Source organism: Enterobacter sp. K510, assembly GCF_055804875.1.
On sequence record NZ_JBNRLQ010000014.1, the window covers coordinates 57,694 to 82,471 of the forward strand.

Annotated in this window: 14 protein-coding genes; 11 read left to right on the forward strand and 3 right to left on the reverse strand. The window is 59.0% G+C overall.

The genetic code is table 11. The features are described from left to right. Positions 1 to 6 precede the first annotated feature (6 nt). From bcsA (ACQUTD_RS20060) to ACQUTD_RS20080, 5 genes are read left to right on the forward strand one after another with little or no spacing between them, the layout of a single operon-like run. The gene (bcsA, locus tag ACQUTD_RS20060; protein WP_473277253.1) at positions 7 to 2,118 is read left to right on the forward strand and encodes a UDP-forming cellulose synthase catalytic subunit; all 2,112 of its coding nucleotides are present in this window, start codon (positions 7 to 9) and stop codon (positions 2,116 to 2,118) included. Next, entirely contained in the window at positions 2,115 to 4,409 is a 2,295-nt protein-coding gene (gene bcsB / locus ACQUTD_RS20065; RefSeq protein ID WP_473277252.1) for a cellulose biosynthesis cyclic di-GMP-binding regulatory protein BcsB, read from the forward strand. The genes bcsA (ACQUTD_RS20060) and bcsB (ACQUTD_RS20065) overlap by 4 nt, the downstream gene beginning before the upstream one ends. Positions 4,410 to 4,414: 5 nt before the next feature. Continuing rightward, positions 4,415 to 8,401: a cellulose synthase subunit BcsC-related outer membrane protein gene (locus ACQUTD_RS20070; protein WP_473277251.1), complete on the forward strand. Its 3,987-nt coding sequence runs from the start codon at positions 4,415 to 4,417 to the stop codon at positions 8,399 to 8,401. 2 nt (positions 8,402 to 8,403) lie between these two features. Next, positions 8,404 to 8,883 carry a cellulose biosynthesis protein BcsD gene (bcsD, locus tag ACQUTD_RS20075; RefSeq protein ID WP_072571470.1) on the forward strand — a complete coding sequence of 160 codons (480 nt, stop codon included), beginning with the start codon at positions 8,404 to 8,406 and terminating at the stop codon, positions 8,881 to 8,883. 8 nt (positions 8,884 to 8,891) lie between these two features. Continuing rightward, positions 8,892 to 9,887 (forward strand): glycosyl hydrolase family 8, encoded by a 996-nt coding sequence (locus tag ACQUTD_RS20080; protein WP_473277250.1) that lies wholly within the window; start codon positions 8,892 to 8,894, stop codon positions 9,885 to 9,887. Between the two features lie 54 nt (positions 9,888 to 9,941). Here ACQUTD_RS20080 and bcsG read toward each other — a convergent pair whose 3' ends face one another. The 3 genes from bcsG to bcsE are packed head-to-tail and all read right to left on the reverse strand — an operon-like array spanning position 9,942 to position 13,367. Beyond that, the gene (bcsG, locus tag ACQUTD_RS20085; protein WP_072571472.1) at positions 9,942 to 11,621 is read right to left on the reverse strand and encodes a cellulose biosynthesis protein BcsG; all 1,680 of its coding nucleotides are present in this window, start codon (positions 11,619 to 11,621) and stop codon (positions 9,942 to 9,944) included. Continuing rightward, positions 11,614 to 11,811 (reverse strand): cellulose biosynthesis protein BcsF, encoded by a 198-nt coding sequence (gene bcsF, locus ACQUTD_RS20090; RefSeq protein WP_072571473.1) that lies wholly within the window; start codon positions 11,809 to 11,811, stop codon positions 11,614 to 11,616. The genes bcsG and bcsF overlap by 8 nt, the downstream gene beginning before the upstream one ends. Further along, positions 11,808 to 13,367, reverse strand: a complete 1,560-nt coding sequence (bcsE, locus tag ACQUTD_RS20095) for a cellulose biosynthesis c-di-GMP-binding protein BcsE (RefSeq protein ID WP_473277249.1) — start codon at positions 13,365 to 13,367, stop codon at positions 11,808 to 11,810. Before bcsE ends, bcsF begins: the two co-directional genes overlap by 4 nt. Before the next feature lie 174 nt (positions 13,368 to 13,541). Between bcsE and bcsR the strand changes: the two genes are divergently transcribed. The 6 genes from bcsR to ACQUTD_RS20125 all read left to right on the forward strand — a co-directional run bounded on the left by bcsR (position 13,542) and on the right by ACQUTD_RS20125 (position 24,702). Beyond that, a complete protein-coding gene (gene bcsR, locus ACQUTD_RS20100) occupies positions 13,542 to 13,730 on the forward strand; it encodes a cellulose biosynthesis protein BcsR (protein ID WP_072571475.1) in 189 nt (62 codons plus the stop codon). Between the two features lie 10 nt (positions 13,731 to 13,740). Next, on the forward strand, positions 13,741 to 14,487 hold the full coding sequence (gene bcsQ / locus ACQUTD_RS20105; RefSeq protein ID WP_473277248.1) for a cellulose biosynthesis protein BcsQ: 747 nt from the start codon (positions 13,741 to 13,743) through the stop codon (positions 14,485 to 14,487). Further along, positions 14,484 to 17,087: a UDP-forming cellulose synthase catalytic subunit gene (gene bcsA, locus ACQUTD_RS20110; protein WP_318364753.1), complete on the forward strand. Its 2,604-nt coding sequence runs from the start codon at positions 14,484 to 14,486 to the stop codon at positions 17,085 to 17,087. Before bcsQ ends, bcsA (ACQUTD_RS20110) begins: the two co-directional genes overlap by 4 nt. 25 nt (positions 17,088 to 17,112) lie before the next feature. Then, complete coding sequence (gene bcsB / locus ACQUTD_RS20115) at positions 17,113 to 19,521, forward strand: cellulose biosynthesis cyclic di-GMP-binding regulatory protein BcsB (protein WP_473277247.1); 2,409 nt, start codon at positions 17,113 to 17,115, stop codon at positions 19,519 to 19,521. Between the two features lie 21 nt (positions 19,522 to 19,542). Continuing rightward, complete coding sequence (bcsC, locus tag ACQUTD_RS20120; RefSeq protein WP_473277246.1) at positions 19,543 to 23,067, forward strand: cellulose synthase complex outer membrane protein BcsC; 3,525 nt, start codon at positions 19,543 to 19,545, stop codon at positions 23,065 to 23,067. Between the two features lie 126 nt (positions 23,068 to 23,193). Continuing rightward, positions 23,194 to 24,702 carry an EAL domain-containing protein gene (locus ACQUTD_RS20125; protein WP_083580995.1) on the forward strand — a complete coding sequence of 503 codons (1,509 nt, stop codon included), beginning with the start codon at positions 23,194 to 23,196 and terminating at the stop codon, positions 24,700 to 24,702. The last annotated feature ends 76 nt before the right edge of the window (positions 24,703 to 24,778 follow it).

Consider the following 24,778-nt stretch of genomic DNA (forward strand, 5'->3'; position numbering starts at 1 on the left):
CGATTTATGAAAAAGTTCCTGTTTTATTTGCTGGTGCTGGCACTGGCGCCTGCTGCCGTGCTGGTCGTCATTACGCCCATGGACAGCCAGAAACAGTATATTTTTGGATTGATCAGCATCGGGATTTTATTCCTGATGGGCTTTTCTAAAAAACGTAGCATTTCGGTGATCATGGTGGTGATGTCGATATTAATGTCGACCCGCTATATGTATTTCCGCGTCACGCAAACCCTCCATTTTAATTCCGAGATTGAGACGATCCTCGGCATGGGATTATTTCTGGCGGAAGTCTATATCTGGATCATGCTGCTGCTGAACTATTTGCAGACCATCTGGCCGCTGAAGCGCGAAATTGTGCCCTTGCCGGAGGATATGAACCAGTGGCCGACCGTTGACGTCTATATCCCGACCTATAACGAATCCCTCGACGTGGTACGCGACACCGTGCTGGCGGCGCAGTGTATTGATTATCCAAAAGATAAAATGAAAATTTATATTCTGGATGATGGCAAGCGCCGTGAATTCGCGGTCTTTGCCGCCGATGTCGGCGTCGGCTATATCACGCGTAACGAGCACTCGCACGCAAAAGCGGGCAACCTCAATCACGCCATGAAACTGACCCACGGCGAGCTGATCACCGTCTTCGACTGCGACCACGTGGCAACGCGTATTTTCCTGCAGGCGACGGTGGGCGGTTTTCTCACGGATCCGAAACTGGCGCTGGTACAGACGCCGCACTATTTCTATTCGCCGGATCCCTTCGAGCGTAACCTTTCCGTCGGCCGCAATATTCCTAACGAAGGCCAGCTGTTCTACGGCCCGATCCAGCAGGGTAACGATAACTGGAACGCCACCTTTTTCTGCGGCTCCTGTGCGGTGATCCGCCGTAGCGCGCTGGAAGAGATCGGCGGCTTCGCCGTGGAAACCGTCACCGAGGATGCGCATACCGCGCTGAAAATGCAGCGTCTGGGCTGGAAATCCGCTTTTCTGGATATTCCGCTGGCGGCGGGGCTGGCGACCGAGCGTCTGGTGCTGCACGTTATCCAGCGCACCCGCTGGGCGCGTGGCATGACGCAGATCTTCCGTGTCGATAACCCGCTGTTCGGCCGCGGCCTGACCATCCAGCAACGTCTGTGTTATCTCAGCGCAATGATGTATTACCAGTTCGCCCTGCCGCGCATTGCGTTTCTGACCGCGCCGCTGGCGTATCTGCTGTTTAACCTCAACATCATTTACTCCTCCGCAAGCCTGGTTTTTGCCTACGCGCTGCCGCACCTGTTCCTCGCGGTTTATCTCAATTCGCGTATGAACGGACGTCACCGCTACAGCTTCTGGGGCGAAATTTATGACCTGGTGCTGGCCTTCCATCTGGTACTGCCAACGGCGGTCACCATGCTGTTTCCGAAACGCGGCAAGTTTAACGTTACCGATAAAGGCGCGCTGCTGAACGTCGGCTACTTTGATTTCCGGGTCGTGCGCCCGCATCTGGTGGTGGCGATCCTGCTCGCCATTGCGGTGATCTGGGGCCTGGTGCGCGCTTTCGCCCATGACCATTTTGGCGTCGATCCTAAGGTTATCGCTCTCAACGTGTTCTGGGGACTCTACAGCCTGATCTTCCTGCTGGCGGCTATTGCCGTGGCGCGGGAAACCCGGCAGACGCGGAAAACCATCCGTATCGACGTGAAGATCCCGGTATTGATCCATTACGCCAGCGGTATCTCGTCGCGCAGCGAAACCCTCGATCTGTCGATGGGCGGCTGCCGTATCGTCGCGCCGGATGAGCGCCATTTAAATGATGAAATCGAAGAAGTGGAGCTGTTATTACAGTCCGGCGCCATCAGCATTCCGGTGACCACCATGGGCGTGGACGGTGAATTTATCCGCCTGAAGTTTGCGGAAGATATTCCGCTTTCACGTCGCCGTGAACTGGTACGGGTGGTGCTGTCCCGCGCTGATGCGTGGATCAACCCGCCGAAGCCGCAGGACAATCCGTTCCGCTCGATGCTCACCATCATGCGCTGTGTGTTCGACCTGTTCTGGCTGACGTGGAAAACGCGCCGTGAAAACCGGCGTCAGCGTGCTCTCCTCAACGCCTCACCGGAGGACGGCAGCCTATGAAACGTTTAACCCGGCTGGCGATTATCGTCAGCGCACTCTTTATCACGCCGCTTTACGCGGAAGAAACGCTGCCGGACACTCTGCTGCCGTCGGATTTCCCCGCGCCTGTGGTGGACACTGCCCCGGCTGCGCCCCCGGCCTTTGTGCCGACGGTGGTGACTTCCCTTTCCGTGGCGCAAATGGGCCAGCCGCAGGGCATCGTCCTGAGCGGCGGCCAGTTGCAGGGCGGGGTGAACTTCACCCTGCCGGTCGGTCAGGTAATGACTAACGCCCAGCTGTCGCTGAACCTGAAAGTCTCGCCCGCCATGGCGACCCGCAACGCCACCATGCAGCTGATGCTTAACGGTCAGCCGCTGGGCACGGTGCCGCTGGGCGCGGCGGAATCCGATGTCTCGCGCTTCCAGCTGGATGTGCCGGCGGCGCTGATGGTCTCCAGCAATACCATCAGCTTCAAAATCAACGATGGCGACGCCATGATGTGCCAGCGGGATCTGACGGATAAATACCGCGTCACCATCCTGCCGGATTCGGCGTTTAACCTCGAAGGGCAGCCGCTGGATATTGGATCGGATCTGAGCCACTTCCCGCGCCCGTTCTTCGACAACATGCAGATGACGCCCGCCACTATCACTTTTGCGTTCCCGGCGAAGCTGACGGCAGATACCATCAGCGCGGCGGCGCTGGTGTCATCGTGGATGGGTATTCAGGCGGACTATCGCGGCGTCTCTTTTGCCGCGCAACGCGATCGCCTGCCGGAACAGAACGGCATTCTGATAGGGCATCCCGGTGAGCAGATCGGCGGCGTTTCGCTGCCGCAGTCGGCTCAGCCGACCCTGATCATTATCGATAATCCGGCGAATCCGACCTACAAGCTGCTGCTGGTGGTGGGGAAAGACGACGCCGCGCTGCGTGCGGCGGCCTGGCGTCTGACGCGCGGCAATTTTGATCTGCAAACCGCCAGCCTGCCGGTGGAACCCCAGACGATCCCGCAGAGCAAAGCTTACGACGCGCCGCGCTGGATCCCTACCGATCGTCCGGTGAAGCTGTCAGAGCTGATCCGTAAAGATCAGAGTCTGACCGTTAACGGTATCTGGCATGACGCCCTGCGCGTCGCCTTCCGCGCCGCGCCGGATCTGTTCCTGTGGGATGGCGAAACCATTCCGCTGCGCATCGGCTACCGTTTCCCGTCGGAAAACTGGATTGATGAAGAGCGCTCGTGGCTGAGTATGACGCTGAACGACACTTTCCTGCACAACCTGCCGGTTAACAAGCAGGGCGCGCTGGAAACCCTGTGGCATAAGATTGGCGGCGATGCGCGTCAGGAACAGTTCGACATGCCGCTGGAGCCGTACATGATTTATGGCGATAACCAGCTGTCGCTCTATTTCAATATCGTACCGAAGGCCAGCGCGCCGTGCAGCGTGCTGCTGAACAACAACATCAAGAGCCGCATCGACGATGACTCCTGGATCGATTTGAGCCACACGCGCCACTTCGCGCTGTTGCCGAATCTCTCCTACTTCGTCGGCGCATCTTTCCCGTTCACGCGACTGGCGGACTATGCCGAGACGGTGCTGCTGCTGCCGGAAAATCCGACCGAAACCCAGGTGGCGACGTTGCTGGACATGGCCGCCCGTTCCGGTAACGCCACCGGTACGGCGCTGAGCCAGAACCGCGTGGTACTGGGGATGCCGACGGCGGGTACTAATCTGCAACTGCTGCGCGATCGCGACGTGCTGGCGGTGACCGGCCTTAGTCAGCATGACTTCAATGCTGAACTGCTGAAGTCCTCGCCCTTTGTCGCCCATGACAATCAGCTCAGCGTCCGCGAGCCGACGCAGTGGGAAAAAATCCAGCGCTGGATGGCGGGCGACTGGAACGCCGAGATCGTGGAAGCCGATCGTTACTTCTCCTCGAACGAATCCTGGCGCGGCTTTGTCAGCTTCCGTTCGCCGTGGAACAGCGAACGCACCGTAGTAACGGCACTGGGCAGCAATGACGAGCAGCTTGCCCGTCTGCACGGCGATCTGGCCTCCGCCCGCATCAACGCCGGCATCCGCGGCGATGCCGCGATCATCACCAATGAAAACGGCGTGCGCAGTTTCCGCGTTGGCCCGCAGTATCCGCGCGGTGAAATGCCGCTGCACCTGCTGGTGATCTGGTATGCCAACCAGCACTCCGGCCTGCTGGCGGTGCTTGGCCTGTGCTTTAGCGTGGTGATCGGCCTCGCGCTGTACGCGCTGCTAAAAAGACGCGCGCGTAAACGTCTGAATCCTGGGGACAACGAGTGAAAATAATGACCATAAAAACCGCCCGCACGTTATCCACTCTCTGTGTTTCGGGCGTGCTGGCGCTGGCAACAGCGGGGATGGCGCAGGCCGCGCCCAATGACGCGGTGCTGAAGGCCTTATTCGACCAGGCCAATTACTGGCATGAAAAGTCTCACGACGATCTGGCGAACGAATCGCTGAAGAAAGTGTTGATGGTGGATGCCAATAACACCCAGGCGCTGTACCTGATGGCGCTGTGGGCGCAGCAGGGCGGCGATCTGAAAGCGGCCGCGCAGTGGCGCGCCCGGCTGGCGGCCGTATCGCCGGACGACGGCGGGCTACAGGCGCTGGATAATGCCAAACAGCTGGCGCAGGTGCCGCAGGGACAACTGACGCTGGCCCGCCAGCAGGCGCGCAGCGGCAATATTCCCGCCGCGCTCGCCACCTGGCGCAGCCTGTTTAACGGCGATACGCCGCCGCCCAGTCTCGCCCCGGAATACTATCTGACCATGGGAAGCGACAAAGCCATGTATCCGCAGGCGCTCAGTGAGATCCAGCGATTCGTGGCGCAAAACCCGCAGGATAACGCCGCCCGCGTGGCGCTGGGCAAAATGCTGACGTGGCGCGAAGAGACGCGCCGCGACGGCATCATGCAGCTTGAGCAGATGGCGAGCGGCAACAAAGAGGCGGACGATGGCCTGCGTCAGGCGCTGCTGTGGCTGGGGCCGCAGGCAGGGGATGAACAGTTTTACGATAACTACCTGCAACGCCATCCGAAGGACAGCGACGTACAGGCGTATTACCGCAAAAGCATCGGCGGCGCGGCGAAAGGCGAGGGCTATAACGCGCTGAACAGCGGCAACACCAGCGATGCCCGCCGCCAGTTTGAGCAGGTGCTGCAAACCAACCCGGAAGACGCGGATGCGCTGGCGGGGCTGGGGTATATCGCCCAGCGTTCCGGCGACTATCAGGCCGCGGCGCAATATCTTAGCCGCGCGGCCAGCCAGGGGGGCGAGGCCTCTGCCGAACGTAAAGCTCAGGCTGAAGATGCCGCCTTCTACGGTCAACTGGCCCAGGCGCAGCAGGCGCTGAAAGAGGGCAACGTCAGCCAGGCGCTGGCGTTATCCGCGCCGCTGGCGCAGCAAAGCGGCGAGCGCGGCACGGCGGCGAAGCTGTTCCGCGCCGATGTGCTGCGTCACAACAAAGATTATCCGCAGGCGGAGCAGACGCTGCGCGAGGTGCTGAACGATCAGCCTCAGAATGCCGCCGCGCGGGAAAACCTCTATTACGTGCTGCGCGATCAGAATAAAGCCGAAGAAGCGCAGACCGTATTACGCACGCTGCCCGCCGGTTTACAGGCGAAGCTGCAACCGCGCGTGGTCACCGGCTTGCCGGGCGATCCGATCCGTCGTCAGGCGCAACAGCTGGCGGCGAGCGGTAACACCAGCCAGGCGATTGCCGTGCTGCAACAGGGCGTCGCCCGTCTGCCGGACGACCCCTGGCTGCGTCTCGATTTATCGCGCCTGCTGCAAAAAAACGGCAATGACAGCGAAGCCAGCTCGGTCATCGCCCCGGCCTCGCGTCCTGGCGCGGGAGCCAGTTCGCTGTATGCGGCGGCGCTGTTTGCCAGTGAAAACGGTGCCTGGCAACAGGCGCAAACGCTGCTGTCGCGTATTTCTCCGGCCAGTCAAAACGGGCAGATGCGCGATCTGGCGAAACGGGTGAACTACAATCTGCAAATGGCGACCGCCGGGCGCTATCTGGCGCAGGGTAATACTCTTGCCGCCGCCAACACGCTGAAAACCCTGACCGCCACGCCGCCTGAAAGCCCGGTGGATGCGGGCAAACTTGCGCGTCTGCTGGCGCAAAGCGGCGACCTGACTGGCGCGGTAGCGCTGGTGCGGGAAAATATGCGCGCAGGCGTGCAGGGCAACGCCGGGGATTATGCCGATCAGATCGCCGTGCTGAACAAGGCGGGCCTGAACAGCGAAGCCCAGAGTTTCCTGGCCCGTCCGGAGATTCAGGCGCGCAGCACGCCGACGCAACTGGCAGGCTTACGCACCGGTTATGTCATCAATGAAGCCGATGCGCTGCGCGAGCAGGGTAACTATGCGGCGGCCTATGACAAGCTGATGCGCGCCCTGCAAAGCGATCCGCAGAATACCGATCTGATGTTCGCCATGGGCCGTCTCTATCAGACCGGCAAAATGAACAAAGAGGCCGGGGTGGTCTATGACTACCTGATGACCCGCGACACCGACAGCCAGGATGCGCGCGTCGGTGCGATTGACGTGGCGCTGGCGGAAAATAATGTCGAAAAAGCCGACTCGCTGGCCCGCGGTCTGCGGGCGGATAACTCTGCCGACCGGATGTTGCTGCTGGCCCGTCTGGAAGAGGCGAAGGGCAACCATCAGCAGGCCATGACTTATCTGCGCAGCGCGCGCGGCAAGCTGGTGGGCCTGGATGCGTCAAACGGCGCGGCGACGCCGACCATTGGCGGCGTGCTGGTGGCGGATAACCCCTTCGTGCGCACCAGTACCTCCGCGGGGCAGACGGCGTCCGCATCGGTTTACGGCCAGACGCTGCCGTGGCAGGTGGCGCAGGTGGCAGGTGAACCTGGCAGTACGCTGCCGGGCACCACCCGCACCGATCTGCCTGTGGAAACCGCCCAGGCGCGTACGCTGCGTCAGGTGGATGACATGATGCAGAGCATGGAGCAGAAAACCGGCATGTGGATGCAGGGCGGCGTGGAAGTGCGTGGACGCGATGGCGAATCCGGCACCAGCAAGCTGACCGAAGCCAAAGCGCCGTTAACCTGGTCCAGCTCGCCCTTTGGCGAGTCGCGCTTTGAGTTCACTGCCACACCAATCACGCTCAGCGCAGGCAGCGCCTCGGGCGACACCTGGCGGCGCTATGGCACTAACCCTATTGATAATGCCATCAGCAATATCTCCTCATCCATTGAGAATGCGCAGAACTCCGTCGATCCGACGGCGGCGGCCTTCGCCGATTTGCAGGGCTACAATGCGGAAAATCTCTCCCCGCTGACCGACACTGGCCTTGCCAATCTGAACAGCCTTAATGAATCCGGTCGCCTGAAGGCGCTCAGCGTATCGAACTTCAAATCCAGCCTGGATAACAAGATCACCTCCTCTACCGACTCGCAGAAAGCGAGCGGCGTCGAGCTGGCGATGGCGCTGAGCGGCGAAAGTTACCGACTGGATATTGGCACCACGCCGCTGGGCCAGGATCTCAGTACGCTGGTGGGCGGCGTGCAGTGGTCGCCGAAGCTGACCGATTATCTGACGCTGATCATCAAAGGCGAACGCCGCGCGGTCACCGACAGCCTGCTCTCTTATGTCGGCATGAAAGACGCCTATTCGGGTAAAACCTGGGGGCGGGTGACGAAAAACGGCGGTAACGTGCAGCTTGGCTATGATGACGGCGACGCGGGCTTTTATGTCGGCGGCGGCGGTTACAGCTATCTCGGCGAAAACGTGGCCAGCAACACCAGCATGAACGCCAGCGCCGGGGTGTATCTGCGTCCGTTCCATGACGATTACCGCCAGCTGCAAACCGGCCTGAACGTCAGCTGGATGGATTTCTCGAAAAACCTCAGCTACTACACCTACGGGCAGGGCGGCTATTTCAGCCCGCAGAACTACGTCAGCGTCTCTTTACCGGTTGATTTTAGCCAGAAAATTAACAACTGGAAGCTTAGCCTTGGCGGTTCCGTGGGCTATCAGTCCTATACCCAGGACAGCAGCGACTACTTCCCGACCGATGCCGGGGCGCAGGGGCTGATGAAAGAGCTTTATGACCTGGGCTACGCGCGTGATTATCGCTATAAAGGCGGATCGGAAAGCGGCATCGGCTACACCATGCGCGCGGGCGTGGATTACAACGTGAATAAAAGCATGACCGTCGGCGGGAAAGTCGGCTATGACACCTTCGGCAACTATAACGAAAGCACCGCCGGACTCTATTTCCGCTATTTGTTAGGAGACAAATAACTATGACAGTGAACAGTCAACACGCGCCGCTGATCGGCTGGTTTCAGCAGCAACAAACGCCGCCGGGCTGGTTTGATCTGCTGACCATTATGATCGACGGTATGGTGCGTAATGTCGGGCAGGTGGAGAGCCAGCCGTTCCTGCGGCAGATGGGCGAAACCCTGGCGGCGCAGTTCCCGTTGCCGCCCGCTGAAACCGTCGGCGAACTGGAGGCGCATATCAATGCGCAGCTGCGCCATTTTGGTTGGGGATTTATCGATATTGAGGCCAGCGACACCGGCCTGACGCTGCGCCATCAGGCGATGCCGATCTCCCGCCACGAGGAGCAGCAAACGCGCTGGTGCCATGCTTTTTGTGCAATACTTGAAGGTCTTTACGCCAGCTGGCTTCAGGGCCAGGGCGGCGAGGCGCATGTTGCGTTGCAACGCGAACGACTGAATTCACTGTCAGACGTTCTGTTCCGTTATCACAACCCACAATGAGTTGAACTATGGTCAAGCGCGTATCTACCGCGATAGTCATGACGGTGAGTCTGTTATTTACCGTATGCGCCCAGGCAGGCCCTGCCTGGGACACCTATAAATCCCGGTTTCTGATGCCGGACGGACGTATTGTCGATACCGGCAATAACAACGTTTCTCATACCGAAGGCCAGGGCTACGCGATGCTGATGGCGGTCGCCAGCAATGACCGCGCCAGCTTTGACAAGATCTGGGCCTGGACGAACAAGACGCTGAAGAACAAGGAAAACGGCCTGTTTTACTGGCGCTATAACCCGGTAGAGCCTGATCCCCTTGCGGATAAAAACAACGCCTCTGATGGCGATGCCTTGATCGCCTGGGCGCTGCTGAAGGCTGACGCGCGCTGGCACGATGCGCGCTATACCGCCGCGTCGGATGCCATCACTAAGGCCATAGTCGCGCATACGGTGATTAATTTCGCGGGCTATCGCGTGATGCTGCCGGGTGCGCAGGGCTTTAACCACAATAGCGATGTGACCCTGAATCCGTCCTATTTTATTTTCCCGGCATGGCAGGCGTTCGCTGAGCGTAGCCATCTCGTCGTCTGGCGTGAGCTGATCCGCGATGCGAACACGCTGACCGCGAAAATGGCCTGGGGGGAGTCGAAGCTGCCGGTTGACTGGGTCACACTGCATGCCGACGGCAAAATGCAGCCTGCCAGCAAATGGCCGCCGCGCATGAGCTACGATGCGATCCGCATTCCGCTGTATGTGGCCTGGCAGAACCCGCAAAGCCCGCTGCTGACGCCGTGGCGCAACTGGTTCGGACAGTTCAGCGGCGATAAAAACCCGGCCTGGGTGAACGTCATGACCAACGAAACCGCGCCCTATAATATGAGCGGCGGCTTACTGGCCGTGCGGGATTTAGCGCTTGGGGTGAAGCACGGCGAACCGCAGATCGACGCGCAGGAAGATTACTATTCGGCAAGCCTGAAAATGCTGGTGTGGCTGGCAGAGCAGGGGTGATTTCTCCCCTCACCCCGTCCGGTTTTCACCGGCACGGGGTGAAGGGAATTCTTATCACTGCGGATACGGTACCCAGTCCCCGCCGTTCAGCCGTACGTACGGCTTATCCTGATACTGGATCACAATCGCGTTCGAGTTTTCCGATACCGGCGCTGTCTGCGGCAGGTTGCTGGTCAGTTGATCCCAGTTCACGCTGTCTTCCACGAACAGTTTGCCGTCCACCGCACGAACGACCAGTTCAGATATCGCGAGGAAGCTGCTCGGCTGATCGATGATCAACGGAGCGCCCTGATGCGGGGCTTTCATACCGAAGAACTTAATGCCGACCGGCACGTTGGTGATCGACGGGCTCGGGATGTCGCGCAGACCGGAGACCTGCATTTTATCCCCCTGCAATGCGCCGCCGTGTTCCGGGGCCATCACCACCATCACTTTACGACCTGATTTTTCCAGCTGGGTGAAAAACGCATCCAGTTCATCAAAGAGTTTCTGGGCGCGCACTTTATAGTCAGCGGTTTTACTGACGCCAGGGAAGTGGTTGCCATCATGCAGCGGCAGCAGGTTGAAGTAAGTGGCGGTGCGCTGATTGTTTTTACCTTCTTCAGACTCCATCCAGCGGTTAAGCACTGCCGTATCGTCATATACCGGCGAACCGTCGAACGACAGCAGCGCGGTCGGCAGTCCGGCCTGATTCATCAGCGGCGCCTGCATGCCGCCGTTTTCGCGCACTTCTTTCAGGAAGCCGCCAAACACGCCGTTATGATCGAGCATAAACTGCGATGAGAAGCCCAGTTTCGCCAGGTTATCGAACAGATAGCACTCGTTACCCGCCTGCTGATAAAGATTTTTATGCGACGGCTGACCACAGCTGGCGCGCAGCAAACGGATGGCCGCCGGGCCGCTGTAAGAGGTGGCGGAGTTAAAGTGCTTAAACTGAATATCGAAGTGCGACCACAGCGGATGCGACATCAGTCCGGCGGCTTCCACATCCGCCCAGGAGAGGGAACAGATGTTGATCACCAGCAGCTCAAACGGCTGGGCATCGGCGGGCAGCGAGGCGGGGAACGGCGTTTTACGCTTCTCCTCAGCCTGATAAAAACTGTTCAGCCAGGCATCAAGATTCGCTGTAGTCGGTGGCGCCGTCTGGGCGGGCATACCGTCGACGACCGGCTTGTTGCCTGCGTTGGCGACCGTCGCCGCCGCATTGCCGCCGGTGGTGGTCACCGTGGTGGTCGGCTGACCCGCAGGCCACAGGGAAAACGCCGGGCCGGTAAGGGTGATCAGGTTCAGCCAGATCATGATGGCCACCACAAATACCGTCACGCGGATCCACTGCGCCAGGAACAACCATGCCACCAGCAGTACAAAGATCGCGCCAAGCATCTGCCAGTTGATGAAACGCGTGACCAGGTCCAGCAGATAATCGGCGCTGAATCCCGCCACCTGGCTGCCCTGGCTCATCATACTTTGCGGACCCGGCAGCCAGGTATCGTGCCAGAACAGCGCAAAGCCGATGGGAATGGCGATCCAGTGGCGCAGACGATGCAGTTTGCGTTTTGGCAGCGGCATCAGCAAAAACGCCATAAACACCAGATTTTGCAGCGCATGGAAATTGAGATAGCCCGCCCATAACAGGCCGAACTTCACTAAAAAATAGAAGTTCCAGCCAGAAAGCCCGCGCCAGTATTGCCACAGCGGCGACGGCGCAGAGGGAGTATAAGATTGATTAGTCATGTTTTCGGTCTGCTTTGACGGTGGATGCCCGGCGTAACGTTCCGGCGGGTTTGACATATTTCGGCTTAACAAACATTAGCCGGAGTACGGTTCTGATGCGGCGCGACGAATGCCGCGCGGCGTAACCCAGCGGAAAGAAAATCAGCGCGCACAGCACCACTAACTGAATAATATCGCTGAGAGTCATCATGATGAGCGCTCCGTCGTTTCACTGAGCAGGCGGAGAGGTTGAGGAATACGCCGCCAGCTGCGGCCGTCGTGCTCCGCATTCAGGATCGGATTCGGGCCGTCGGTCACCGGCAGCGGGCGTGACCACTTCTCCGGTTGCAGCGTGCGCATGTTCACCAGTTCCGCGGAAATCTGGTTATCCTCAAACCACACCATGCGGTTAGAAAAAATATCGGCGATGGGCAGCGGGAAAATATGGTTGAGCGCGGTATCGAGATCGTTGACCCGGCAGAAGGATAAAAACAGCACCAGCCGGTTATCGCCGATGGTCATAATGTCCCCGACGCGGTTCGGGCGGCATAGCGTCAACGCCTGCTCGACGCGGATCCCCGGCACCGGGCGCAGCGCCACCAGCACGCCTTTGCCATCCGGCGGCAGTAATGTGTTCTGCATCATATTGCCGACGGCATCGCAGAAAATGTCCCACGTCTGGAAACCGCGCAGCTTCAGCGGCTGCGTCATGGTCAGGAGCGTGGCGATCTCCTCCGGCACGTGGCGGTTAAATTGCTGGCCCTGCACGCTTTCAATCAGCGTCAGACAGCGCGACAGAGGCGCATTCCACGGGATCACCATATTCGCGCCGCAGCCTAATAACAGGCGTTCATCGGTGGCGCGCAGGCTGGCGGTATTTTCACGTACGATGATTTTCAACGCGCTGCCGCGCTGGCGGCGCAGCGAGTGGATCTGCCGCGCGAGGTTTTCAATCTGATTATTTTGCGTGAGCGAGAAAATGACCGTCGCGGCCTGGGTGGTACGCGCTTCTTCAAACAGCGCTTCGTTATTATCGAACAGCGTCCAGTATTCCGAGAGCGGCGGCGCGCCTTCCAGCAGGGCGACATTACTTAAAATGCGTTTTTCGTCGCTGCGCGGCTGTACGGTGGTTTCTTCCTGGCGGGCTAATTGCCAGCCGTCGCCGCGTGGCTCCAGAATAAGCTGCTGGCGCGCGCTGACGCCTTTTTCGTTACACCAGAAGGCAACGTCATACAGATGAATATCCTGCTGGCTGCGCAAACTGGCGAGGCCATATAATGAGCGATATTCCGTCGTCAGAAAGGAGAACAGTTTATCATTATTGTTCCCGGGGTTAACGATCAGCAGCGTACAATTGTGGTATTTCGTCCACCTATGAATATTCTCAAGCCATACACGTAATTTATCATTGGATATATTCTGCCAGGCATTACTGGCACACAGCAGGATAAATAAATGGTGATGAGGATCGACCGAACAGAGTAAATCAGGGGCAAGCGAGTATAGACTATTTTCTTTATCCGGCATGAAAAACAGCCTAATTTTTTCCGGACCGTGATGCTCGTCCAGTTTGATGATATTCTTCGGCTCCTTGCCCATGCTGATCACCGCAACCTTGCTGGCACCGGGCTGCGCGGCAACGGTCTGATTAACCAGCCTTACCGCATCGTCGTCGCGGTCAGCGTTGATCCACCAGACCCCTCCGGCAGGCATATGGCGCAATTCGTCCCACAAGGAGTGAATGCCAATAGAAAATATGGGGTCCATCGCGTCCCTCTTGTTGCAGATCGTCAGTTATCTCAGTTTACTAGCGAAAGCAAAGAAATAAACCTAACATTGAAATTAAAGAGCATCAGATTTAGCATGTAAACACATTTTTTTCGCCGGGCAAGCGGATAAATTCTTTCCAGCAGTTTTTTATTCAAAACGATAGGATAAAAAATGAATAATAATGAAACCGCTAATTCGAAAGATTCAAGCCTGAACTATACCTGGCAGAATGATTTTCTGGCACTCAGTCGGGTGTTTTCATTGCCTGAAATAGATTACACCGACATTTCTCAACGGGAACAATTGGCGGCAGCGATTAAACGCTGGCCATTGCTCGCTGAATTCTCCCAACTGCCATAAGGAAGCCGGAATGGCCATTCTGGGATTACAGGGCATACGCGGCGGCGTGGGTACGACCTCCGTCACCGCTGCGCTGGGCTGGTCACTGCACATGCTTGGCGAAGCGGTGCTGATCGTTGATGCCTGCCCGGATAATCTGCTGCGCCTGTCATTTAACGTCGACTTTACCCAGCCCGCAGGCTGGGCGCGCGCGTTGCTGGACGGGCAGGACTGGCGCGACGCCGGGCAACGTTACACCTCGCAACTGGATCTGCTGCCCTTCGGCCAGCTCACCGCAGGCGAGGCGGAAAACGCGCACCTGCTGCATGACGCGTTAAGCGGCATCGGGCCGATCCTGCAAAGCCTGAAAGCGCAAAGCCATTATCAGTGGATCCTCGTGGATTTGCCCCATGGCCAGACGCCGCTGACGCGCCTGATCCTCGAACAGTGCGATCAGGTGCTGACCCTCGTCAGGCCGGATACCAATTGCCACGTGCGCTTACATCAGCAGGCGTTGCCGGCGGGGACGCACATTCTGCTTAACGATTTGCGTATCGGCAGCCAGTTGCAGGACGATCTGTATCAGGTATGGCTGCAAACCCAGCGCCACCTGTTGCCGACAGTTATTCACCGCGACGAAGCGATGGCCGAATGTCTGGCGGCGAAACAGCCGCTGGGAGAGTACCGCAGCGACTCGCTGGCCGCCGAAGAGATCATGACGCTGGCGAACTGGTGTCTGCTGCACGCCGCGCAACCTGTTAGCGGGAGTGACGCATGAGCCGTCTGTCCGCCTGGTTTTTGATCCCCCCGGTTAGCGAACGCCTCGGCGCGCGCTACCAGCTTTATCGCAGCCACGGCGCGCCGGCGTTCAGCGCCGCCCTGGGCTGCCTGTGGGCGATCCTGGCCTGGCTTTTCCTGCCGCTGGAAAATCCGCGCTGGCAGTCGATCCGCGAACGCCACCGTGAGCTTTACCCGCATATTCGCGCCGAACGGCCGCGCCCGCTCGATCCGGCGCGTTACCTGCTGCAAACCCTGTGGCTGATGGTTACGCCCGAACAGGCAACGGCAGGCGCGCCGCGCAAACGCCGTCGCGCAGGCTTCTCGCAATTAATGGCCCGCTACCATGCGTGGCTCGACGCGCTGCCGCAGCGCTTCAGCGCCCGGACCAGCCATCTGGATAATCAGAAAGAACTGGCGCACCTGCATCCGCGTCTGCGGCGCATTATTCTTGGCGTGATCGTGGCCTTTTCCGCCATTCTGGCGCTGCTGTGCATCACCCAGCCGTTTAACCCGATGTCGCAGTTCATCTTCCTGGTTCTGCTGTGGGCCGTGGCAATGATGGTGCGGCGTATCCCCGGACGCTTCTCGGCGCTGATGCTTATCGTATTGTCGCTGACCGTTTCCTGTCGCTACATCTGGTGGCGTTATACCTCCACGCTCAACTGGAACGATCCGGTCAGCCTGGTCTGCGGCCTGATCCTACTGATTGCCGAAACCTACGCCTGGGTGGTGCTGGTGCTCGGCTATTTCCAGGTGGTGTGGCCGCTCAATCGTCAGCCGGTGCCGCTGCCGAAGGATATGTCTCTGTGGCCGACCGTTGATATTTTCGTCCCGACCTACAACGAAGATTTGAACGTGGTGAAAAACACCATTTATGCCTCGCTGGGCATCGACTGGCCGAAGGATAAGCTGACTATCTGGATCCTCGATGACGGCGGGCGTGAAACCTTCCGCCAGTTTGCCGAGACCGTAGGGGTGAAATACATCGCCCGTACCACCCATGAGCACGCCAAAGCCGGGAACATCAACAACGCCCTGAAATATGCGAAGGGCGAGTTTGTATCGATTTTCGACTGCGACCACGTGCCCACGCGCTCGTTTTTGCAGATGACCATGGGCTGGTTCCTGAAAGAGAAAGAGCTGGCGATGATGCAGACGCCGCACCACTTTTTCTCGCCGGATCCCTTTGAGCGCAACCTTGGCCGCTTCCGTAAAACCCCTAACGAAGGCACGCTGTTTTACGGTCTGGTGCAGGACGGCAACGACATGTGGGACGCGACCTTTTTCTGCGGTTCCTGTGCGGTGATCCGTCGCGGGCCGCTCGATCAGATTGGCGGTATTGCAGTGGAAACGGTGACGGAAGATGCGCACACTTCTCTGCGTTTACACCGTCTCGGCTACAGCTCGGCCTATATGCGTATTCCGCAGGCGGCGGGCTTGGCGACGGAAAGCCTCTCGGCGCATATCGGACAGCGCATCCGCTGGGCGCGCGGCATGGTGCAGATCTTCCGCCTCGATAACCCGCTGTTGGGCAAGGGGCTGAAGCTCCCGCAGCGGCTCTGTTATGTGAACGCCATGTTCCACTTCTTATCCGGTATTCCGCGGCTGGTGTTCCTCACCGCGCCGCTGGCGTTCCTGTTGCTCCACGCCTATATCATTTACGCCCCGGCGCTGATGATCGCGCTCTTTGTGGTGCCGCATATGATCCACGCCAGCCTGACCAACTCCAAAATCCAGGGCAAATATCGCCACTCGTTCTGGAGTGAAATTTACGAAACGGTGCTGGCCTGGTATATCGCCCCGCCGACCATGGTGGCGCTGTTTGCGCCGCATAAAGGTAAATTTAACGTCACCGCCAAAGGTGGGCTGGTGGAGGAGGAGTACGTCGACTGGGTCATTTCCCGGCCCTACATTTTCCTCGTGCTGCTGAATATCCTCGGTATCCTGGTGGGCGTCTGGCGCTATTTCTATGGGCCGGAGAATGAAATTCTTACCGTATTCGTCAGTATCGCCTGGGTGTTCTACAACCTGATCGTGCTCGGCGGCGCGGTGGCGGTGTCGGTGGAAAGTAAACAGTTACGCCGCGCTCATCGCGTGGAAATCTCGATGCCAGCGGCCATCGCCCGTGAAGATGGCCATATGTTCTCCTGTACCGTTCACGACTTCTCTGACGGCGGGCTGGGCATCAAAATTAACGGCCAGGCGCAGGTGCTGGAAGGGCAGAAGGTGAACCTGCTGCTCAAACGCGGCCAGCAGGAGTATGTCTTCCCGGCGCAGGTGGCGCGCGTTTCCGGTAATGAAATCGGTCTGCAACTGATGCCGTTGACCACCCGTCAACATATTGATTTTGTACAGTGTACCTTTGCCCGCGCCGATACCTGGGCACTCTGGCAGGACAGCTTCCCGGAAGATAAACCGCTGGAAAGTTTGATGGATATTCTCAAGCTGGGTTTCCGTGGCTATCGCCACCTTGCAGAATTTGCACCTTCGTCCGTAAAAATGATTTTCCGGTCCCTCACTTCACTGGTTTCCTGGCTTGTGTCGTTCGTTCCGCGCCGCCCCGAGCGGGACGTGGTAGTACAGCAACCGGGTTCGTGACTGGCTCAACAATGATGATAATGCGATGAAAAGAAAACTTTCCTGGATGTGCGCAGTGGTAATGGGATTAAGTGCATACCCCTATGCAATGACGATGGCGGCGCCTGCCAGTCCGGCGGCTACGGCTGCGCCCGTGGTGCCGACGGTAACGCCTGCAACACAAGGGACCGCCACGCCGGCACCGACGCAGCCGGAATCCATGATGCCCGTGACGCCGGTCGAAGCACAGACCACGCCGGTGGGTCAGGTCATGCCGGGCGTAAACGGGGCAAATGCGCCGATTGTCGCCGATAATGCGCCTACGCGCGACGTTACCCTGACTTTTGCGCAGATCGCGCCGCCGCCGGGCAGCATGATCCTGCGCGGCGTCAATCCGGACGGCGGCATTGAATTCGGAATGCGCAGCGACGAAGTGGTGTCGAAAGCGGTGCTGAATCTGGAATACACGCCATCGCCGTCATTGCTGCCCGTGCAGTCGCAGCTGAAGGTCTATCTGAATGATGAGCTGATGGGCGTTTTGCCGGTCACCAAAGAACAGCTGGGTAAAAAGACGCAGGCGCAGGTCGCCGTCGATCCGCTCTATATCACCGATTTTAACCGTGTGCGCCTGGAGTTTGTCGGCCATTACCGCGATGTGTGTGAAAACCCGGCCAGCAGCACCCTGTGGATGGATATCGGCCGCAACAGTTCACTGGCGATGACCTATCAGAAGCTGACGCTGAAAAATGACTTGTCCTCTTTCCCGGTGCCCTTCTTCGATCCGCGCGACAACCGTCCGCTGAACCTGCCGATGGTCTTCGCTGGCGTCCCGGCGCTGGCGCAGCAACAGGCGGCGAGTATTGTCGCCTCATGGTTCGGTACCCGCACCGGCTGGCGCGGCCAGCAGTTCCCGGTCTCTTATGACGCGCTGCCGGACAGCAATGCCATTGTCTTCGCCACCAACGACAAACGTCCGGCATTCCTGCGTGATGTGCCGCCGGTGACCGCGCCGACCGTGATGATGATGAACCACCCGACTAACCCGTTCATGAAAGTGCTGGTGGTGTTCGGGCGCGATGACAAAGACATCCTGCAGGCGGCGAAGGGCATTGCCCAGGGCAACCTGCTGTTCCGTGGCGACCGCGTGGTGGTGGACGAGGTGAAACCGCTGCTGGCGCGTAAACCTTACGATGCGCCTAACTGGGTGCGTACCGACCGGGCAATCACCTTTAGCGAGCTGAAAACCTATGAGGAGCAGTTGCAGGCCACCGGCTTACAGCCCGCCTCCATCAACGTGGCGATGAATCTGCCGCCGGATCTTTATCTGTTGCGCAGCAGCGGCATTGATATGAACCTCAATTACCGTTACACCGCGCCGCCGACGAAAGATAACTCGCGCATGGATATCAGCCTGAACAACCAGTTCCTGCAATCCTTCAGTCTGACCAGCAGCCAGGATACTAACCGTCTGCTGCTGCGGCTGCCGGTGCTACAGGGTCTGCTGGATGGTAAAACTGAAGTGTCTATTCCGGCGCTGAAACTGGGGGCGCTGAACCAGCTGCGCTTCGACTTCCAGTACATGAACCCGATGCCGGGCGGTACGATCGAAAACTGTATCACCTTCCAGCCGGTGCAAAACCGTGTGGTGATCGGCGACGACTCCACCATTGATTTCTCGAAGTATTATCACTTTATCGCCATGCCGGATCTGCGCGCCTTTGCCAATGCGGGCTTCCCGTTCAGCCGGATGGCGGATCTCTCTGATACTCTGGTGGTGCTGCCCGCGCAGCCAACGGCGGCTCAGCTCACCACGCTGCTGGATTCCATGGGCGGCATCGGAGCGCAAACCGGTTTCCCGGCGGTGAACGTCACCCTGACCAACGATGGTAATCAGCTGGCGAATAAAGATGCCGATATCCTGATCATCGGCACCTTACCGGAAAAACTGAAAAACGATGAACGTATCGACTTGCTGGTGCAGGCCACGCAAAGCTGGGTGAAAACGCCGCAGCGCCAGACAGACTTCCCGGCCATTGTGCCGGACGTCAATGACCGCCAGGCCGACACGCAGACTGCCGTCAGCTCCAGCGGCCCGATGGCGGCGATCGTCGGCTTCCAGTCGCCCTATAACGATCAGCGCAGCGTGGTGGCCCTGCTGGCGGACAGCCCGCGCGGCTACAGCCTGCTGAACGAGGCGATGAACGACAGCGGCAAGCGCGCCGCCATGTACGGTTCGGTGACGGTGATCCGCGAATCGGGCGTTAACGGTCTGCGGGTGGGTGATATCTATTATGTGGGTCATCTGCCGTGGTTTGAACGCATCTGGTATGCGCTCTCAAACCATCCGATCCTGCTGGCGGTGCTGGCGGCAGTGAGCGTCGTGTTGCTGGCCTGGGTGCTGTGGCGTCTGCTGCGCATCATCAGCCGTCGTCGTCTTGATGGCGACCATGAATAAATTGCGATACCGGGGTCCGTCATGCGCAGGTTAACGCTACGTTTTATCGCCTTATCGCTCGGCCTCTCGGCGATGCCGCTTGTGCATGCCGCGCCGGATGCGCAACAGCAACTGCTGGAACAGGTGCAACTGGGGGAGGCGACAAAACGGGAAGATCTGGTGCGCCAGTCGCTCTACCGGCTGGAGCTGATCGATCCGGCAAACCCGGACGTTATCGCCGCGCGCTTCCGTTATTTGCTGCGCCAGGGCGACACCGCGGGCGCGCAAAAACAGCTCGACAGGCTACAGGAACTGGCGCCGGACTCCGGCGCGCTGCGCGATTCCCGCAATATCATGACGCTCTCCAGCCCGGAAGGGCGACAGGCGTTGCAGGAAGCGCGTTTGCAGGGCACCACCGGCCATACCCAGGAGGCGCTGGCTGCTTACGATAAGCTGTTTAACGGCCATCCGCCCACCGGCGATATTGCGCGGGAATACTGGGTGTTGGTAGCGAAAGTCCCCGCCCGGCGCAATGAAGCCATCAATCAGTTAAAAGCGCTTAACGCGCGGCGTCCGGGAGATGGCGAGCTGCAAAACGCCCTCGCGCAATTGCTGTTTGCCAGCAATCGCCCGGATGAAGGCTATGCGGTACTTCAGCAAATGGCGAAATCCGGCACCAGCCGCAATGCCGCCGCCGCTATCTGGTATCAGCAAATCAAAGATCTGCCCGTCAGCGACGCCAGCGTACAGGCGCTGCAACGTTTTCTGGCGCAGTTCAGCGAGGGCGATAACGTCGATATGGCGCGTCAACAGCTGGCCGAACAGCAGCAGAAGCTGGCGGATCCGGCATTTCGCGCCCGTGCTCAGGGGCTGGCGGCGGTGGATGCCGGGCAGGGCGGCAACGCCATTGCCGCTCTGCAACAGGCGGTCAGCGCCGACGCGAGCGACGGCGAAGCCACTGGCGCGCTGGGTCAGGCATACTCCCAGAAAGGCGATCGTGCCCGCGCGGTAGAGCAGCTGGAAAAAGCCATTGCGCTGGCGCCGCAAAGCAGCAACCGCAGTAAATGGGACAGTCTGTTGCAGACCAACCGCTACTGGCTGCTGATCCAGCAGGGGGACGCGGCGCTGAAAGCGAATAATCCGGCCCAGGCGACGCGCTTTTATCAGCAGGCGCAGCAGGTGGATAACACCGACAGCTACGCGGTGCTGGGGCTGGGCGATGCTGCGCTGGCAAGAAAAGAGACTGACAGCGCCGAGCGCTACTATCAGCAGGCGCTGCGGATGGACAGCGAGAACAGTAACGCGGTACGCGGGCTGGCGAACCTTTACCGGGCACAGTCGCCCGAGCGCGCTGAGGCCTTTATTCAGACGCTGAATGCCCGCCAGCGGCGCAGCATTGACGACATTGAACGCAGCATGACGGGCGACCGTCTGGCGCAGCAGGCCGAAGCGCTGGAAAACCGCAGCGACTGGGCGCAGGCCGCTGAGGTGCAGCGTCAGCGCCTGGCGCTGGATCCGGGCAGCGTGTGGATCACCTACCGGCTGGCGAGCGATTTGCGTAACGCCGGGCAGCGCGCCCAGGGCGATGCGCAGATGCGCGATCTGGCGGCGAAAAAACCGAACGACGCCGAACAGGTTTACGCTTATGGCCTGTATCTCTCCGGCAATGAAGATCAGGGCATGGCGGCGCTGGCGCACCTCAACACGCTGCCGAAAAGCCAGTGGACGCCCAATATTCAGGAGCTGGCGGATCGCTTGCAACGCAATCAACTGCTGGCCCGCGCTAATCAACTGCGCGACAGCGGCAATGAACCGGCGGCGATAGATCTGCTGAAGGCGCAGCCCGCTTCCACGCCCATTGATTTAACCCTGGCCGACTGGGCGCAGCAGCGCGGCGATTACCCTGCCGCCAGCGCCTTGTATAATGCAGTGCTGGCAAAAGAGCCGGATAATCTGGATGCCCGTCTGAGCCTGGCGGAAGTGGCCGTGGCGCAGCAAAACCCGATGGAAGCCCGCGCGCAGCTGGCGAAAATTTCCCCGTCAGCCACGCAGCCATTATCCATGAATACCGAGCGGCGTCTGGCGCTGGTTGAGGCTCGACTGGGGAATACCCGTGAGGCGCAGCAGACCTTCGCCAGACTGGTGCCCCAGGCAAAATCCCAGCCGCCGTCGCAGGACAGCGCGCTGGTACTACGTGATGCCGCCCGGCTTTCGCAGGCGACGGGTGAACCGCAGCAGGCGCTGGAAGGTTATAAAGATGCGATGGTCGCCGCCGGGATCGCCGCGGCACGTCCGCAGGATAACGACACCTTTACCCGTCTGACGCGCAGCGATGAAAAAGATGACTGGCTTAAGCGCGGGGTGCGCAGCGATGCGGCAGAGCTGTATCGCCAGCAGGACGTGAACGTCACCCTGGATCATGATTATGGCCGCTCAGACGGGACGGGCGGTTATTCCGATCTGAAAATGCACACCACTATGTTGCAGGCCGACGCGCCGTTAGCCGACGGACGCATGTTCTTCCGCACCGATGTCATCGATATGGATGCCGGTTCTTTCAGCAAGAACAGCGACGGCCTGTATGATCCTAACTGGGGTACCTGCGGCGAGTTGGGCTGTGACAATATCGATAAAAAACAGAGCGACAGGGGCGTAAGCGTCGCGGTTGGCTGGCGTAATGACACCTGGGACATGGACATCGGCACCACGCCGATGGGGTTTAATGTCGTTGATGTGGTGGGCGGGCTGAGTTACAGCAGCGATTTGGGGCCAGTCGGTTATACCCTGAACCTGCATCGCCGCCCGATCTCCAGCTCATTGCTGGCCTTTGGCGGACAGAAGGACGCCAGAGGTTATCAATACGATCCGGACGATGAAGATAATAACCGGGGCGGCACCGGGAAAACCTGGGGCGGCGTGCGGGCCAGCGGCGGTGGCGTCAGTATGAGTTACGATCGCGGCGAAGCCCACGGCGTGTGGGCAAGTCTGAATGCGGACACTCTGAACGGCAAAAACGTCGAGGATAACTGGCGCGTGCGCTGGATGACGGGCTATTACTACAAGCTTATCAATAAAGACAATGAGCGCATGACCGTCGGCCTGAACAATATGATCTGGCATTACGACAAAGATCTGAGCGGTTATACGCTGGGTCAGGGCGGTTATTACAGCCCGCAGGAGTACGTCTCTTTTGCGGTGCCGGTGACCTGGCGCAAACGCACGGAAAACTGGTCATGGGAGCTGGGCGGATCGGGTTCCTGGTCCCACTCACGCACCAAAGCGCAGGCCAGTTATCCGCGCTTAAATCTCATCCCGGCAGAATTCCGGCAGGATGCCCGCGATGAGGGTAGCGAAGGCGGCAGCAGCCAGGGCTTCGGGTATACGGCCCATGCGCTGGTGGAACGCCGTATTTCATCGAAATGGTCAATAGGCGCAGGTATTGATATTCAGCAGGCGAAAGATTATACCCCCAGTCATGGGATGATCTTTGTTCGCTACTCCGATGCGGGCTGGCAGGGCGATATGGATATGCCGCCGCAACCGCTGATGCCTTACGCTGACTGGTAACGGGAATCTAGAATTATCTTATATCCCCCGGACAGTCTCTTAATGATGCCGCTATAGGGTATACTCTGGCGGCGGTAAGGTAACAGCAGGTTACTTTTCGTGTTAAGGGTATTCCGGAGAAACAATTTGCGCGTCAGCCGTTCATTAACCATAAAACAAATGGCGATGGTGTCAGCCGTCTCTATGCTGTTTGTGTTCATTTTTTGCGTCATTTTGCTCTTTCATTTTGTACAGCAAAACCGCTACAACACCGCGACGCAGCTTGAAAGCATTGCCCGTTCGGTGCGCGAGCCACTCTCATCCGCCATTCTGAAAGGCGATATTGTTGACGCGGAAACCATCCTGAAAGGCATTCAGCCTGCGGGCGTGGTCAGCCGTGCCGACGTGGTGCTGCCCAACCAGTTCCAGGCGCTGCGCATGCGCTTTATTCCTGAACGCCCGGTGCCGGTGACCATTACCCGTTTGTTTGAACTGCCGGTACAGATTTCCCTGCCTATTTATTCCCTGCAACGTCCGGCGAATCCGCAGCCGCTGGCATATCTGGTGCTACAGGCGGATTCGTACCGCATGTATAAATTCGTAATGAGCGCGCTGTCGACGTTTGTGACGGCTTACTTACTGCTGACGCTGATGATCACCGTGGCTATCACCTGGTGTATTAACCGTCTGATCGTTCATCCGCTGCGCCGTATCGCCCGCGAACTTAACGATCTGCCCCAGCACGAGCTGCCGGGGCATCAACTGGCGCTGCCGCGTCATCACCATGATGATGAAATCGGCATGCTGGTGCGCAGCTATAACCGCCACCAGCAGCTGGCCTTGCCGCATCACGACGACGCGCGCTATCCGGTCGCCGGATCGGCGCATAAAGCGATTCTTACCGCACTGGATAATCACCAGTACACCATCTGGCTGCAACCGCAGGTAAATCTGGCGACCGGTACCCTGCTGGGGGCGGAAGCGCTGCTGCGCGTGCGCCAGCCGGACGGCAGCTGGACGCTGCCGGAAGGGCTTATCGAGCATATCGAAAATACCGGTCTGATGGTGACTGTCGGTTACCGGGTGCTGGAAGCGGCCTGTCGCCAGCTGGCGGCCTGGCAGGGGCGCGGTATTATGCTTCCGCTGTCGGTGAACCTGTCGGCGCTGCAACTGATGCATCACGCGATGGTGCCGGATCTGCTGGCGCTGTTAAGCCGCTATCGTATTGCGCCGGGTACGCTCATCCTGGAAGTGACCGAAAGCCGCCGTATCGACGATCCGCAGACGGCGGTGGGGATTTTACGCCCGCTGCGTAACGCCGGAGTGCGTATCGCGCTGGATGATTTTGGGATGGGCTACGCGGGCCTGCGTCAGCTGCACCATATGAAATCGCTGCCGGTGGATCTGCTGAAGGTGGATAAAACCTTTGTGGAAGGGCTGCCGGACGATAACAGTATGGTGTCGGCGATTATCCATATGGCGAACAGCCTGGATCTGGAGATCATTGCCGAAGGCGTGGAAACCGACGCTCAGCGCGAGTGGCTTGCCGCCGCTGGCGTGACCATGGCGCAGGGATTTTTATTCGCCCGCGCTATGCCGCCGGACGCCTTTGAGGCGCGCTATTTTTCCGCCTCGCCGGAAGATGAAAAAGAATAGTCTGTTTTACACTTGTGCGAGTCAGCTCAAATTTCTTAACATTATTGTTTCAAATTTGAAGTAAGTTTATTTCTGT